This is a genomic window from Promicromonospora sp. AC04 (assembly GCF_003058225.1).
GTDB lineage: Bacteria > Actinomycetota > Actinomycetes > Actinomycetales > Cellulomonadaceae > Promicromonospora.
On the sequence record NZ_QBUG01000001.1, the window covers coordinates 906,470 to 920,824 of the forward strand.

Below are 14,355 nucleotides of genomic sequence, written 5' to 3' on the forward strand. Positions count from 1 at the left end.
CGCAAACCGCAATTCGCTCGGTGCCGTGGGCGGCGTCAGCTCGACGAGCCGCCGCGACGCCAGCGGATGCCGGCCTCGATGAAGTCGTCGATGGCGCCGTCGAACACAGCCTGCGGGTTGCCCGACTCGTGCTCCGTGCGCAGGTCCTTGACCATCTGGTACGGCTGCAGCACGTAGGAGCGCATCTGGTCGCCCCAGCTGGCCTTGATGTCGCCGGCCATCTCCTTCTTCTTCGCGGCCTCCTCCGCCTTGCGCAGCAGGAGCAGGCGCGACTGGAGCACGCGGTAGGCGGCGGCGCGGTTCTGGATCTGGGACTTCTCGTTCTGCATCGCGACGACGACGCCGGTGGGGATGTGCGTCATGCGCACCGCGGAGTCCGTGGTGTTGACGGACTGGCCACCCGGGCCCGAGGAGCGGTAGACGTCGATCTTGAGCTCCGACTCCGGGATGTCGATGTGGTCCGTCTGCTCGATCAGCGGGATCACCTCGACCGCCGCGAACGACGTCTGCCGGCGGCCCTGGTTGTCGAACGGCGAGATGCGCACCAGCCGGTGCGTGCCCGCCTCGACGGACAGGTTCCCGAACGCGTACGGGACGTTGACCTCGAACGTCGCCGACTTGAGGCCCGCCTCCTCCGCGTAGGAGGTGTCGCCCACCTTGGTGGGGTAACCGTGGCGCTCGGCCCAGCGCAGGTACATGCGCATCAGCATCTCGGCGAAGTCGGCGGCGTCCACGCCGCCCGCGCCCGCACGGATCGTCACGACGGCCTCGCGGGCGTCGTACTGACCGTTCAGCAGGGTACGCACCTCGAGCGCCGCGAGGTCCTTGCGGATCTTGGCGATCTCTTCTTCGGCCTCGGTGAGCGAGTCGGCGTCGTCCATCTCGACGCCGAGCTCGACGAGCGTCTCGGTGTCGTCGATGCGGGCGGCCAGCTTCTCCACCCGGTCGAGCTCCGACTGCGCCGCCGACAGCGCGGAGGACACCCGCTGGCCTTCCTCGGGGTCGTCCCACAGGTTGGGGGCCGACGCCTGCTCGGAGAGCTCCGCGATCTTCGCCTGCAGGGCGGTGGGGTCGCTCACGGCCTCGATGGACTCGAGGGTGGCGCGGAGCGCCTTGATCTCTGCGGGGAAGTCGTTGGTTGCCACGATGTTCAAGGTTACCCGCGCCTGTCGGTGCCTGACGCCGGAAATTCCGACGCCGGCTCAGTTGGCCTCGGGCTCCGGCAGCTCGCGGCCGAACATCTGCGCCGTCGCGCGAGCGCTCGGGGTGCCTGCGTCGACGTCGGCCCCGTGCTCGATCAGCACCCGGATCACGTCGGCCTCGTCCTTGAAGACGGCCCCCGCGAGCGGCGCCTGGTTCTTGCTGTTCAGCCGGTTCACGTCCGCGCCGCGCTCGGCGAGACCCGCCACCAGCTCGGCGTGCCCGTGGTAGGCGGCGAGCATCAGCAGCGTGTTGTCCGACTCGTCGGCCAGGTCGACCGGCAGGTTCGCGTCCACCAGGTCCAGCAGCACGTCCGCACCCTGCCGGGCGAGGTCGAAGATCTGCTGGGGCTCGAGGCGCACGCCTTCCCGCTCCTGGTCGTTCAGGTGCTGCTGGTTCATGTCCGGCTCGCTCATGTCCACAACCTAACCCGGCTCACCATGCCCGCGCCGTGGACGACGCCGACACCGCGATCCCGCCGCCGAACGCGTCGGTGAACCAGCGCAGCAGCGGCGGCCGGGACACGCCCGACAGCGTCACCCGCGCCGACCGCCCGTCCGGCGACGACGCCTCGGTCACCCCCACGGGCAGCCCCGGCGGGTGCTCAGCGAGGTACTGCTCGACGGCGGCGCGCACCCCGGCGTCGGACAGGGTTAGCGCGGCGCCGTCGGCGGGCGCGCCGACACCCGTGTAGAAGGCGTCCGGGGACATCGCGTCCGCGGCGTCGGCCGCGGCGAGATCCGCGACGTCGTAGAGCGCCTTGCGGTCCAGGTGGACCGCGCTCGCGGAGGCGACCACCGCGACGAGCATCAGAGTGAACGCGACGAAGGCCGAGGTCAGCAGCATGATCCGGCCGCCCTCCCGGTCTCCGGCGGGCTTCCGCCCGCGCCACGTCCGATCGTCGCGGGTAATGCGGGTGCCCTCCATGCCCCTCATTCTGCGGTGGGCCACCGCCTCGCGCACGAGGCGGTGGCGGCCTGTGGACGAAACCCCGCCCGCCGTCCCGGTCCGGCGCCCCGACGCGGCGGCCTGGGAGCCTAAACGGTTAAGGCCGATGACCTCGTAGAAAACGTTTAGCAGAATCTCTTGACACCCGGCTCGCGGGAACGAAATCCTTTTCCACGCCCGACGAGCCAACGACGGCACGTCCAGCACGAAGGGATCAACGATGACCCGAACGCTCACCCCATTGCGCCCCAGGCGCACGTTGCGAGCCGTCTCGCTCGCCACGCTGACCGCCGTAGTCCTGACCGCCGGTGTGGCGGCCACCTCCGCACAGGCCGCCGGCAGCACGCTGCAGGCCGCAGCCGCGGAGTCGGGCCGGTACTTCGGCACCGCGATCGCGGCGAACAAGCTCTCCGAGACGGCCTACACGACCATCGCGAACCGCGAGTTCAACATGATCACCGCCGAGAACGAGATGAAGATAGACGCGACCGAGCCGAACCAGAACCAGTTCAACTACACCAACGGCGACCGCGTCGTGAGCTGGGCGCGCAGCAACGGCAAGCAGGTCCGCGGCCACACGCTGGCCTGGCACTCGCAGCAGCCGGGCTGGATGCAGAACATGAGCGGCTCCGCACTGCGGTCCGCGATGCTCAACCACGTCACCCAGGTCGCCACCCACTACCGCGGCCAGATCCACTCCTGGGACGTGGTGAACGAGGCGTTCCAGGACGGTTCCTCCGGCGCCCGCCGTGACTCGAACCTGCAGCGCACCGGCAACGACTGGATCGAGGCGGCCTTCCGCGCCGCCCGGGCCGCCGACCCGGGCGCCAAGCTCTGCTATAACGACTACAACACGGACGACTGGTCGCACGCCAAGACCCAGGCCGTGTACAACCTGGTCCGCGACTTCAAGGCCCGTGGCGTGCCGATCGACTGCGTGGGCTTCCAGTCCCACTTCAACGCGCAGAGCCCCGTGCCGAGCAACTACCAGACCACGCTGTCGAGCTTCGCGGCGCTGGGCGTCGACGTCCAGATCACCGAGCTCGACATCGAGGGCTCGGGCACCGCGCAGGCCGACAACTATCGCAGGGTCGTCCAGGCCTGCCTCGCCGTCTCTCGTTGCACCGGCCTGACCGTATGGGGCGTCCGCGACACCGACTCGTGGCGGGCCAGCGGTACCCCGCTCCTCTTCGACGGCAACGGCAACAAGAAGGCCGCCTACACCTCCACGCTCGACGCGCTGAACGGCGGCTCCACCAACCCGCAGCCCGGCGGCTGCACGGTGACCGTCACGAGGTCGACCGAGTGGTCCGACCGGTTCAACGTCTCGCTCGCGGTCTCCGGCAGCTCGACGTGGCGGGTCTCGATCCAGCTGCAGGGCGCGCAGAGCCTGCAGAACTCCTGGAACGCCACGGTCTCCGGCACCACCGGCACGTTGACGGCGACACCGAACGGGGCCGGGAACAGCTTCGGCATCACGGTCTACAAGAACGGGAACACCAACACCCCCACGGCGACCTGCTCGGTCTCGTGACGGGCTGACCTGCCAGACGAAGGCGGCGGTCCGCACCTTCCGGAACGTGCGGACCGCCGCCGTCGTACCTCTGGCCAGGGCGTCAGCAGGATGCCCTGGTCGACCCCGACCGCTACCCGGTATCGCTCACGGCCGGGCCTCCGTGTACTCGTCCACCGTTCCGCCGCGAGCCGCCTCGACGGGAACGGACAGCGGCACCCAGCCCCGCACGGCATCGGGCACCAGCGGCAGGGGCACCTCGACCCGCACGACGGCGCCCACGGCGCCGCCCGGCGTCAGACACGGGGAGGCCGAGCACTCCAGGGTGAGCGCGCCGGCGTCGCGCGCGAAGCCCTGGTCCGTCAGGGCGATCCCCAACGCGGCCTCAGCGCGGGCAGTGCCCGCCGCCGCCGACTCGGCGGTGACCATCGCACGGACGGCCTCCCGCGCCGCGCCCTCGGCGGCGAACGCGCCGGCCTGCACGCGCCCGAGCGTCACCACGAGGTAGACGAGCGGGATGAGCAGGATCAGCGCGACGCCGAGGAACTCGACCATCGCGGAACCCTGCTCGCCGGCCGGGACCGGGGTGCGCCGAGCGCACCTCGCCGCTCCGTGAGGCAAGGCCAACGGACCGGAGGGAGTTACCCGGGGGGAGCACTGTTCGCTCTGCGTAACCCTCCCGGAAGGGGAACCACCGACTCCCGAGTCACGGCCCGCCGTGCTCACTGTTCCTCCAGGGCGTGGCCCCGCACCGTCAGCGTGCCGCCCGGCCCGAGCAACCCGACGACGGGCAGCGGCGTGCGGACCGTCACCTCGGTGACCGCGGCGCCGTCGCGCGTTGCGTGGCCTGCAGTGACGAAGCGGGCGTAGTCGCCGGTAAGGGCCTGGGCGAGCAGCGCCCGGGTGCGGGCTACACCGTCGGCCGGGGTCCGGTCGGCGCGGGCCGCCACCCGGGCGCCCTCGGCCGCCGCGTCGATCGCGAGGGACCGCACGTGCACCGCGAGCGCCACCTGGACCACACCGAGCAGGAGCGCCAGGACCAGCACGGACACCAGGAGGAACTCGACCGCGGCGGAGCCGTGCTCCGGCCGGCCAGGACTCACCCGTGGCCCGTGACGCTGGCGATCGCCTGGCGGAACGCGTCCTCGAGCAGCGGGCCGGCCACCGCCCAGAGCGCGACCACCAGTCCGGCGGTCATCAGCGTCACCAGCACCCAGCCGGGCACGTCGCCCCGGTCGTCGTCCGGTTCGGAGCCGTACTCGCGGCCGGGCTCACAGTCGTCGCGCATGGCGCTTCCTTTCGTTGGCGGACCCGTTCGAGAAGTCACGTCAGAGCCCGATCCGCAGGGTGGCCAGGCTGGGGAAAACAGCGAAGACGACGGTCACCGGGAGCACCAGGAACACCACCGGGACCATCATCAGGATCTCCTTGCGGCCGCCCGCCTCCAGGAGCGACCGGCGGCCGGCCTCGCGCACGTCGTGGGCCTGGGCACGCAGCACGTCCGCCAGGGGTGTGCCGCGTTCCAGCGCGACGACCACGCCCTCGGCGAACCGCGCCAGCGGCGGCAGGCCGGACCGGTCCGCGAGCGCGGTGAGGGCGGCGGCCACGGTCGCGCCGGCGCGTACCTCGGCGACCATGCGCCGGATCTCGGCGGCGAGCTCGCCGCGCGCCGTCGAGGCCACGCGTTCGAGGGCCGCCGCCGGGCTCTCCCCTGCCGCCACGGCCAGGGCGAGCAGCTCCGCGATGGTGGGCAGCTCGGCGAGCAGCCGCTCCTCGCGCCGCCGGACGCGCACCGTGAGGGCCTGGTCGCACGCCACGTAGCCGCACCCGCCCGCTACGACGACGAGCGCCACCAGCGGGACGACCGCCGCCCCGCGGGTCGCCGCGAGCAGCAGCGCGAGGCCGAGGCCCACTGCCAGGCCGGCCACCGTCCACACGACCTGCCGGGCCCGGAAGTGGTCCACCGACTCGGTGGAGCCGGCGCGGTCGAGCCTTCGGCGCACCTCCTCGCGGGGCGAGCCGAACCGCTCGAGGCGCGCGCCGACGTCGTGCAGGCCGAGGAGGCGGACCACCGCCGAGGTGCGGCTGACCTCGCGCAGGAGCGTCGAGGTCGCGTCGCGGGGGCGCAGGTAGGGCGCGAGCCGCTCGTCGAGGGTGACGGCGCGCGCCCGCAGGCGGGACAGCACGATCAGGACCCCCAGCGCGAAGCCGAGGCCCGCAAGCGCTCCCGCCGCCCAGCCCGTCACCGCAGCACCCTGCGCTCCGCGGGCAGCCGCCCGATCCGCAGCATCGCGCGATAGGCGACCAGGGCGCAGAGCCCGCCGGTGACGAGCACAGTGATCCCGGCGGGCGAGTCGTAGGCGCTGGCAGTCTCGGGCCGGGTGGAGAGCAGCGCGAGCACCACCCAGGGTCCGGCGACCGCCACGCGGGCGCCGTTGACGGTCCAGCTCTGCCGCGCCTCGAGCTCGCCACGGGTCGCGGCGTCCTCCCGCAGGAACCCGCTGAGGGTCCGCAGGAGCCGGCCCAGGTCCTGGCCGCCGACCTCCTGGGTGAGGCGCAGGGCCTCGATGATGCGGTCGGCCACCGGGTCGGCGAGGCGCTCCTTGAGCGCGTCGAGCGAGTCCCCGAACCGGCCGCCGGCCCGGTAGTCGTGGGCGAAGCGACCGAACGGCTCGCGCAGCTCGACCGGGCCGCGGTGCGCCAGCTGCGCCACCGCCTCGGGCAGCGACAGCCCGGCCCGCACCCCGGAGGCGAGGTGGTCCACCACCTCGGGCCACACCTCCCGCAGCGCACGACGGCGGCGGCGCGCCCGCGCGCGGACCAGCACCACCGGTCCGGGCGCGGCCAGCACCGCGAAGCATGCGGCGATGACGGGCGAGCGGGTCAGGGCCAGCGCGACGAGCAGGGTCACGACGCCGAGGGCCACGCAGGCGCCCACGAGCATCGCGGGCGTGACGGAGGGCGCCCCGGCCTGCGTCAGCAGGTCCCTGGTCCGCAGCTGCCAGGTCACCCGGCCGGCGGGGCGCGGCGTCGGAGTCCAGAACGACCACCACACGCAGAACAGGCCCGCGCCCAGGAGCAGGCCGACCACCACCCCCATCAGCGCACCGCCCAGGGGCCCGCGCCGGGCAGGCCCGACGCACCGGCCCGCGGTCCCGCGTCCGCCCAGGGGCCCGCGGTGGCACCCGGCCCGGGATACGCACCGACCGGCACGGCGCGGGAATCGGCGAGCAGCGCGAGCACGTCGAACCCGGCCCGCTCGAACCGGTCCTCGCCGGACGGCATCCCGTCGCCGCGGCGCAGGTCGCCGTCGGCGTCCCGGTCGAAGATGCCCGCCGTCTCGATGCGCCCCTCCTCGACCCGGCCGGTCACCCCGACGATCTCGCGCACCTGCCTGCGCACGACGCCGTCCGCCGTCCGGCTCAGGCCGAGGTGCACCACGAGGTCCACGGCGGAGGCGACGGTGGGCACCACGAACCGGTCGGACACGTTCTCCCCCGCGAGCAGCGGGAGCGTGGTCATCTTCGCTACCGCCTCGCGCGCCGTGTTGGCGTGCAGCGTGCACATCCCAGGAACGCCGCTGTTCAGGGCGATGAGCAGGTCGAACGCCTCGGCCTCGCGGACCTCGCCGATCACCAGCCGGTCGGGGCGCATCCGCAGGGCCTCCTTGACCAGGCGCCGCAGCGGCACCTCGCCCGTGCCCTCGAGGTTCGCCGAGCGCGTCTGCAGCGCCACGTGGTCGCGTACCGGGAGGCGCAGCTCCCAGACCTCCTCGGCCGAGATGACCCGCTCGGTCCCTGGGATCGAACCCGCCAACGCATTGAGCATCGTAGTTTTTCCGGCCTGCGTCTGGCCGGACACCAGCACGTTCAGCCCGGACCGGACGGCGGCGTCGAGGAAGGTCGCGGCCTGAGCCGTGAGCGAGCCGAGCCGCACCATGTCCGCCAGCGAGCGGGCCCGCACCACGTGCTTGCGGATGTTCACGGCCATCCCACCCCCGGTCATCTCGGGGAGAACCACGTGCAGCCGCTCGCCGCCGGGCAGGCGGGCATCGACGAACGGGCTGGACAGATCCAGCCGGCGCCCGGAGGTCTTGAGCATCCGCTCCACGAGGTCGCGCACCTGCTCGGTGGTCAGGACCGTGCTGGTCAGCTCGGGCACGCCGCGCCGCGCGACGTACACGTGCGTCGGTGAATTGATCCAGATCTCCTCGATCTCCGGATCGTCCAGATAAGACTGGAGGGGTCCGAGCCCGCCGACGGCGTCGTGCACCTCGCGGACGGCCGCCGCCGCATCGGGCAGCGGTGGGACGGCGCCCCGGGCAGCCCGCTCCTCGTAGTCCGACGCGGCCTCGCGGACCAGCTCGGCGAAGCGGTCGGCCTCAGCCACCGGATCGATACCGCGCCGCCGGACGAGCTCCCGCACCTCGCGCTCGAGCAAGACGGTCCCGCCCGCTCGTGCCGCATCCCGCTCCTGGACGGCCATACCCCCGTAGCCGGCATCACCCGGAGCCGCCTGGCCCATTCCCACCCGTTCCACCGCAGCAGACATAGCCCTCCCCCTGAGCTCTTGCAGGTGGTTCCTGCCGACGCTCCCCTGCAGATCGCCACCGACCCCGACTGTAGGAGGATCTTTCCGGATCCGCGCGCCACGGCAGGGAAGGTTGTGGATAACTCTTGCCCGCTCGAACCGCCGGTGCGAGGTGCCCAATACGCACATCGGTAGTCCAGGAAAGCGAAGATCAGTCTCGTAGGTCCGCGAACATCGGTAGCGTAGGATGCCGCAAATCTGTAGCCTAGGACCGTGGACTACATCCCGCGGATCCTCGACCGTCAGTTGAATGACCTTCTCGAAGGGCTTCCCGCCGTGGCGATCGTCGGCCCCAAGGCAGTAGGGAAGACCGAGACAGCCTCGCGGCGGGCACGGTCGATCCTGGACCTGGGCGACGAGTTCGAGCTGAGCCTGATTCAGAACGATCCGAGCCGATTGACGAAGGCGGAGCGTCCGGTCCTCGTCGACGAATGGCAGGTACATCCGCCTGTCTGGGATGCGGTTCGACGAGCTGTCGACCGCGGCGCGGATGCCGGCGACTTCCTGTTGACCGGCTCGGCAGCCCCGACAAAGAAGCCCATGCACTCCGGCGCGGGCCGCATCGTCCAGCTGCGCATGCGTCCGATGTCTCTCGCGGAGCGAGCGATCGGCGAGCCCTCGGTGTCGCTGGGTGCACTACTCGCAGGAGAGCACCCGCCGGTGTCGGGCGACTCCTCGGCAGGCCTCGAAGACTACGCTCAGGAAATCACCTCCTCAGGCTTTCCGGGGATACGACGACTCCCGGAGCGTTTCCGCAAGGACGCTCTCGACGGCTACCTGGCGGCTGTCGTGGATCGCGACTTCCCGGAGCTCGGTCACGTCGTACGCCGTCCGGGAACGCTCCGTGCCTGGCTGCGGGCATACGCGGCAGCGACGTCGACGACCGCCTCGTACAACTCGATACTCGAGGCCGCGACACCCGGAGACGCCGACAAGCCGGCGCGTACCACTACGGTCGCCTACCGCGAGATCCTGGAACGCATGTGGCTTGTCGAAGAGGTCCCGGCATGGACAGGCATCGGCAGCATCATGACGGCTCTGGGCGCCTCGCCGAAGCACCAGATGTGCGATCCCGCACTGGCGGCACGACTCCTGAACGTCAGCAGCGACGCACTCCTGGAACGCGCGAATCCGGGCACCGTTCCACTCCCACGCAACGACTCGCTGATCGGCGCGCTCTTCGAAGGATTGGTCACGCTTTCCGTCCAGGTATACGCGGAAGCCCACGGAGCACGTGTCAGCCACCTGCGCACCAAGCGCGGCGAACATGAGGTCGACCTCATCGTCGAACGTGGCGACGGCAAGGTCGTGGCTATCGAGGTGAAGCTCACGGCAATCCCCGGCGGGGACGACGTCAAACACTTGAGATGGCTCCAGGACAAGTTGGGGGACGACCTGCTCGATGCCGTTCTCATCACCACCGGGCCTGCCGCGTACCGGCGCGACGACGGGATCGCCGTCGTACCCGCAGAACTGCTCGGCCCCTGAAGCCAGCCAGGCGTGCCTCCGTCGCGCCCGAGGGCCCGAGTGCTCGGCCCACATTCATGGGTTGAGCACCTGGGCCGGATCACCGTCCGGAGCGTGCTCCCGCACCTCGCGTTCGAGCAACCGGATCGGGTTCGTCATGGTGCGGATCGCGTCGGAATCGTCGATCAGCAGGTGGTCGGGCACGTCCGTCCTCCAACAGGCCCAGCGCCAGGCCCTCGCGCCACCACTCGCACGCTGACGTCAGGAACACACGCGCCCGCGCTCATGAAGACTGACGCCTGGCGACGTGGCGAGGCCACACGTGCTGCCGTGCTTCGCCCGTCCCGCGCGCGTGCGCCGTAACGGCGTGCATGCCGTCACGCCAGGTGCGGTAGCCACCGTCGAGGTTGCGGACGTCGTAGCCGAGCTGGGCCAGCAGCCGGGCCGCGGTATGGCCGCGCTGACCGACCTGGCAGTGCACGACGACGGGGGTCCCGGGCGGGATCTCCTCGTGCGCTCGGGCGCGGAGCTCGTCGAGCGGGACGTTCAGCGCCCTGGACGGTGAGCTGCCGGCTGTGATCTCGACGGTGCCGCGCGCGTGCTCCGCGGGGGTGCGGACGTCGACGAGGGTCGCGCCCTCGCGGACGAGGTCGTCGAGCTCGTGCCACTGGACGCTGCGGGTGTGGCCGGTGCGCAGGTTGTCGGCGACGTAGCCGAGCATGTTGACCGGGTCCTTGGCCGACCCGTACGCGGGCGCGTAGGCGAGCTCGAGGTCCGCCAGGTCGGAGGCGGTCAGCCCACCGGCCATCGCCGTGGCGAGCACGTCGATCCGCTTGTCGACGCCGTCATGCCCCACCGCCTGAGCGCCGAGGATCAGGTCGGTGTCCGGGTCGACCAGGAGCTTGAGCGCCAGCGGGCTCGCGCCCGGGTAGTAGCCGGCGTGCTGGCTGGGGTGCGTGTGGATCGCCCGGTAGCGGCGGCCTTCGGCCCGCAGCCGCTTCTCGCTGCGCCCCACGGACGCGGCCGTCACGCCGAACACGCCGACGACCGCGGTGCCGACGGCTGGGCGCATGCCGGCCCGGCCGAGGATGACGTCCGCGACGTGCCGCCCGTGCCGGTTGGCGAGGTTCGCGAGCGGGATGAGCGTGGGCGGTTCCGGCTCGCCGGGCGCGGCGAGGGCGTCGCGCTTGGTCGCGGCGTCGCCGACGGCGAAGACATCCGGGACCGAGGTGCGCAGGTCCTCGTCGACGAGGATGCCGCCGCGGGGGCCCAGGTCCGCGCCGGCCAGGACGGCGAGGTCCACGTCGGGGCGGACGCCGATCGCGGCAACGACGAGGTCCGCGGACACCTCGTGCCGGCCGCCCGCGACGTCGGCCAGCAGAGCCGTCGTCGGCGTGATGGCAGCGACCTGCGTGGACGTCCGGACGTCGACGCCATTGGCCTCGAGCTCGTCGCGGACGCGGACGGCCAGCTCGGGATCCAGTGGTGCGAGGACCTGGTCGGCCAGCTCGACGAGCGTGACGGCCAGCCCGCGGCGGACGAGGTTCTCCACGACCTCCAGGCCGACGAAGCCACCACCGATCACGACGGCCGTGCGGGCGGGCCCGCCGCCGCCGACGCCGTCGACCGTGCCGTCGATCGCGGCGACGAGCCGGTCGGCATCGGCCACGTCGCGCAGCACGAGCGCGCGCTCGATCCCGGGCACCGGAGGGACGACCGGACGGGCGCCGGGGCTGAGCACGAGGCTGTCGTAGGGCTCGGCATACTCGCCGCCCGTCACGAGATCCTGCACCGTCAGCTTGTGCGCCACGGCATCGACACCGGTCACCCGGTGCCGCACACGCACGTCGAGGCGGAACCGCGACGCGAGGGACTCCGGCGTCTGCAGCAGCAGCGCGTCGCGGTCCTCGATGACTCCGCCCGCGTAGTACGGCAGCCCGCAGTTCGCGTACGAGACATGGTCGCCGGCCTCCAGGACGACGATCTCGGCGTCCTCCGCCAGGCGGCGCAGCCGGGTGGCCGCCGACATTCCCGCGGCCACTCCTCCGACGATGACGATCTTCATGTGGGTTCTCCCTCGGTTTGACCGCCACAATACCCCGGGGGGTATGATCCAGGAAAACCGAGCAGAGGAGTTCACCGTGTGCAGAGCTGTGACATGCAGGACGTGCGGCAAGACGACGTGGGCCGGCTGCGGCCAGCACGTCGATGACGTGATGGCGGGCGTGCCGCGCCGTGACCGGTGCGAGGGACATGCCCAGGAGCCCGCCAAGGGCTCGTTCCTGTCCCGCCTCTTCGGGCGCTGAACGGGGGATCGATCATGGACCTCGATCCGAACGAGATGAGGCAGGTCGCCAACCGGCTCAAGCGCGCCCAGGGCCAGCTTGCCGCCGTCGTGCGGATGGTGGACGAGGGGGCGGACTGCGCCGACGTCGTCACGCAGCTCTCCGCCGTCTCCAAGGCGCTCGACCGGGCGGGCTTCGCCGTCATCGCCTCGGGCCTGAAGCAGTGCCTGGACGACGAGGAGAACGGCCCGGCCGACATGCAGAAGCTCGAGAAGCTCTTCCTGTCGCTCGCCTAGGACACGCCTCCTCGGCCCCGAGGCGACTGCGATGCGACGGTCGCTCCGTTCGACATCGAGCGCTGTCTGAACCAGCTGCTCACGAAGTCGAGCAAGACACTCACCTTCTCTGGCGCCCCCGGACTGTAGACGGCACACAACGACCGCTCCTGGACGCAGGCGCCGCAGAACAACACCTCCAGCTCCCCCGCGGCAATCGCGTCATGCGCTGCGAGCATCGGCAGCAGCGCGACGCCGCGACCATGCACCGCCGCCTTCTGCAGAGCGATGTAGGAGTTCGCCGAGAATGAGTTGCGCACGATCTTGTGCACGTGCTCCTGGCCGTCGATCGTCAGCCGCCACGAGGACTCCTGGTCGTGCGTCAGGCAGTCGTGCCCGGCAAGGTCGCCCATGCTCTCGGGCCGGCCTCGGCTGTCCAGGTAGTCCGGCGCGGCGCACGGCACGAACGCGAGCGACGCGATCCGGCGCAGCTGCATCCGGGAGTCACGCAACGGACGCGTGTGGAAGGAGACATCGAAGCCGCTGTCCACGAACGAATAGGCACGGTCCTGCACTCCCCCGAGCTCAAGATGAAGCTCGACGTCGGGGTACTCCACCGCGAACGCGGCAATGGCCTCGCCCAGGTCGAGGCTGCCCAGCCACTTGGGGCAGATCACCGAGAGCGGTCCGGCGACGCTGCTGTTCATCCAGGTGAGGTTGCGGTCCTCTTCCTCGATCTCGTCGAGGATACGGCGGGCGAAGGCGCTGTAACGGACGCCATATTCCGTCAGGGTCACCGAACGCGCTGTCCGAATGACCAGCCGTGCGCCGAGCTGCTTCTCAAGACTCGCGACGTGTCGGGACACCGAGGACGACGACGTCCTCATCAGTTCAGCTGCACTGGCGAAGCTCTCGGAGCCGGCGACGGCAACCAGGCTCCGCATGGCTACGAGTCGGTCCTCCGTCATACAAGTCTCCTGGCCCTTCTGCGTCCTCGTCGACGCCAGGTCATGATACTACTAGATCGTGCAAGTAAGCCGGGAAGTATCGGCTCCCGGAACCGCCTTGACCAGGCCGGCGACGAGAGACCTGGTCGATACGATCTGGGGAGAGGACCACACACGGCGGAGGACAGATGACCCGGAGCACTCGCGTCACCATGAAGGACGTCGCCAGCGCGAGTGGTGTCTCCAAGGCAACGGTCGGGTTCGTCCTCTCCGACACCCCCACCCAGACCATCTCGCCCGCCACCCGTGAACGCGTGCAGCGTGCAGCCCGAGAGCTCGGCTACGTCCCGGACGGCATCGCGCGCGCGCTTCGTGAAGGTACTTCGCGCGTCGTCGTGCTCAACGTCGACGCCAGTCTCGAGGGCAACTACTCCAGGTCCTACATCGACGGTCTCGACGACGAGCTGGCGCGCCACGAACACATCCTGCTCGTGAAGCACGGTCATCCCACCGACGCGTCGACGGACCAGCTCCGCCACATGATCTCTCCGCGGAGCGTGATCGACTTCGCCGCGAACTACTCGACCGGGCGCGAGCTGGCGGACGGCGGTTGGACCGACGGGCTGGCCGCCCACACAGCCGTCCAGATCCGCCACCTCGCCGAGCGAGGTCATGACCGGCTGGCGATGGCGCTCCCGGAAAGTCCCACGATGTTCGCGCTGGTACGCGAGGAGTTCGCACGCCAGGCCGCCGAGCAGCTCGGCCTGAGGCCGCTCGTCCCGATCACCGTCCCGGGCCCCGAGGCAGGCGGTGCCCAGAAGGTCGGGGCGTTCCTGAGCGACAACCCGGTGACGGCGATCGCGGGCTTCAACGACGAGGTTGCGCTCCGGGTGCTCAAGTACGCCGCCGCGCTCGGTCGTCGCCTCCCTGACGATCTCGCCGTGATCGGCTATGACGCAACCGACTACGCCGCGCTCTCGACCCCGGGTCTCACGACGGTCCACATCGACGCCGAAGCTCATGGCCGGCGCGCGGCCCGGCAGATCCTGGGAACGGACACCAGCGACCTGGTCACCGAGCCGGCCCGCGTGATCGATCGTGAGTCCGTCTGAGATACATCGGCAGGAACG

At 71.1% G+C, this 14,355-nt stretch carries 17 protein-coding genes; 5 read left to right on the forward strand and 12 right to left on the reverse strand.

The annotated features are described in order from the left end of the window. Positions 1-35: 35 nt before the first annotated feature. From prfB to C8K30_RS03920, 3 genes are read right to left on the reverse strand one after another with little or no spacing between them, the layout of a single operon-like run. The gene (prfB, locus tag C8K30_RS03910) at positions 36-1,145 is read right to left on the reverse strand and encodes a peptide chain release factor 2 (protein ID WP_108491901.1); all 1,110 of its coding nucleotides are present in this window, start codon (positions 1,143-1,145) and stop codon (positions 36-38) included. Positions 1,146-1,202: 57 nt separating this feature from the next. Then, positions 1,203-1,616, reverse strand: coding sequence for an ankyrin repeat domain-containing protein (locus tag C8K30_RS03915; protein WP_233256953.1), 414 nt, complete (start codon positions 1,614-1,616; stop codon positions 1,203-1,205). Positions 1,617-1,635: 19 nt separating this feature from the next. Then, entirely contained in the window at positions 1,636-2,127 is a 492-nt protein-coding gene (locus C8K30_RS03920) for a hypothetical protein (protein WP_233256954.1), read from the reverse strand. Positions 2,128-2,368: 241 nt separating this feature from the next. Here C8K30_RS03920 and C8K30_RS03925 point away from each other — a divergent pair, with 241 nt between their 5' ends. Further along, positions 2,369-3,682, forward strand: a complete 1,314-nt coding sequence (locus C8K30_RS03925) for an endo-1,4-beta-xylanase (RefSeq protein WP_108491529.1) — start codon at positions 2,369-2,371, stop codon at positions 3,680-3,682. Positions 3,683-3,808: 126 nt separating this feature from the next. On the opposite strand, the gene C8K30_RS03930 is transcribed toward C8K30_RS03925, so the two are convergent. The 6 genes from C8K30_RS03930 to C8K30_RS03955 form a co-directional block, all read right to left on the reverse strand. Continuing rightward, positions 3,809-4,216, reverse strand: coding sequence for a pilus assembly protein (locus C8K30_RS03930; RefSeq protein WP_233256955.1), 408 nt, complete (start codon positions 4,214-4,216; stop codon positions 3,809-3,811). A 167-nt stretch (positions 4,217-4,383) separates the two neighbouring features. Continuing rightward, positions 4,384-4,764 (reverse strand): TadE/TadG family type IV pilus assembly protein, encoded by a 381-nt coding sequence (locus C8K30_RS03935; RefSeq protein WP_108491531.1) that lies wholly within the window; start codon positions 4,762-4,764, stop codon positions 4,384-4,386. Continuing rightward, complete coding sequence (locus C8K30_RS03940) at positions 4,761-4,949, reverse strand: hypothetical protein (protein WP_108491532.1); 189 nt, start codon at positions 4,947-4,949, stop codon at positions 4,761-4,763. Before C8K30_RS03940 ends, C8K30_RS03935 begins: the two co-directional genes overlap by 4 nt. 40 nt (positions 4,950-4,989) lie before the next feature. Beyond that, positions 4,990-5,907 (reverse strand): type II secretion system F family protein, encoded by a 918-nt coding sequence (locus tag C8K30_RS03945; protein ID WP_108491533.1) that lies wholly within the window; start codon positions 5,905-5,907, stop codon positions 4,990-4,992. Further along, positions 5,904-6,761, reverse strand: coding sequence for a type II secretion system F family protein (locus C8K30_RS03950; protein ID WP_108491534.1), 858 nt, complete (start codon positions 6,759-6,761; stop codon positions 5,904-5,906). Before C8K30_RS03950 ends, C8K30_RS03945 begins: the two co-directional genes overlap by 4 nt. Then, positions 6,761-8,146, reverse strand: coding sequence for a CpaF family protein (locus C8K30_RS03955; RefSeq protein ID WP_199230363.1), 1,386 nt, complete (start codon positions 8,144-8,146; stop codon positions 6,761-6,763). Before C8K30_RS03955 ends, C8K30_RS03950 begins: the two co-directional genes overlap by 1 nt. A gap of 318 nt (positions 8,147-8,464) precedes the next feature. On the opposite strand from C8K30_RS03955, the gene C8K30_RS03960 reads away from it, so the two are divergent. Then, positions 8,465-9,739: an ATP-binding protein gene (locus tag C8K30_RS03960; protein ID WP_108491536.1), complete on the forward strand. Its 1,275-nt coding sequence runs from the start codon at positions 8,465-8,467 to the stop codon at positions 9,737-9,739. Positions 9,740-9,793: 54 nt separating this feature from the next. Here the strand turns inward: C8K30_RS03960 and C8K30_RS31595 are convergent, their stop codons facing one another. Further along, a complete protein-coding gene (locus tag C8K30_RS31595) occupies positions 9,794-9,922 on the reverse strand; it encodes a hypothetical protein (protein ID WP_255415698.1) in 129 nt (42 codons plus the stop codon). A 79-nt stretch (positions 9,923-10,001) separates the two neighbouring features. After that, entirely contained in the window at positions 10,002-11,783 is a 1,782-nt protein-coding gene (locus C8K30_RS03965; protein ID WP_108491537.1) for an FAD-dependent oxidoreductase, read from the reverse strand. An 88-nt stretch (positions 11,784-11,871) separates the two neighbouring features. Here C8K30_RS03965 and C8K30_RS30910 point away from each other — a divergent pair, with 88 nt between their 5' ends. Further along, positions 11,872-12,024 carry a hypothetical protein gene (locus C8K30_RS30910; RefSeq protein ID WP_199230367.1) on the forward strand — a complete coding sequence of 51 codons (153 nt, stop codon included), beginning with the start codon at positions 11,872-11,874 and terminating at the stop codon, positions 12,022-12,024. A gap of 14 nt (positions 12,025-12,038) precedes the next feature. After that, on the forward strand, positions 12,039-12,299 hold the full coding sequence (locus tag C8K30_RS03975; protein WP_108491539.1) for a metal-sensitive transcriptional regulator: 261 nt from the start codon (positions 12,039-12,041) through the stop codon (positions 12,297-12,299). On the opposite strand, the gene C8K30_RS03980 is transcribed toward C8K30_RS03975, so the two are convergent. After that, positions 12,296-13,246, reverse strand: a complete 951-nt coding sequence (locus tag C8K30_RS03980) for a LysR family transcriptional regulator (protein ID WP_108491540.1) — start codon at positions 13,244-13,246, stop codon at positions 12,296-12,298. The two genes, C8K30_RS03975 and C8K30_RS03980, sit on opposite strands and share 4 nt — an antisense overlap. A 167-nt stretch (positions 13,247-13,413) precedes the next feature. On the opposite strand from C8K30_RS03980, the gene C8K30_RS31660 reads away from it, so the two are divergent. Then, positions 13,414-14,337: a LacI family DNA-binding transcriptional regulator gene (locus C8K30_RS31660; RefSeq protein WP_108491541.1), complete on the forward strand. Its 924-nt coding sequence runs from the start codon at positions 13,414-13,416 to the stop codon at positions 14,335-14,337. Positions 14,338-14,355: the final 18 nt, after the last annotated feature.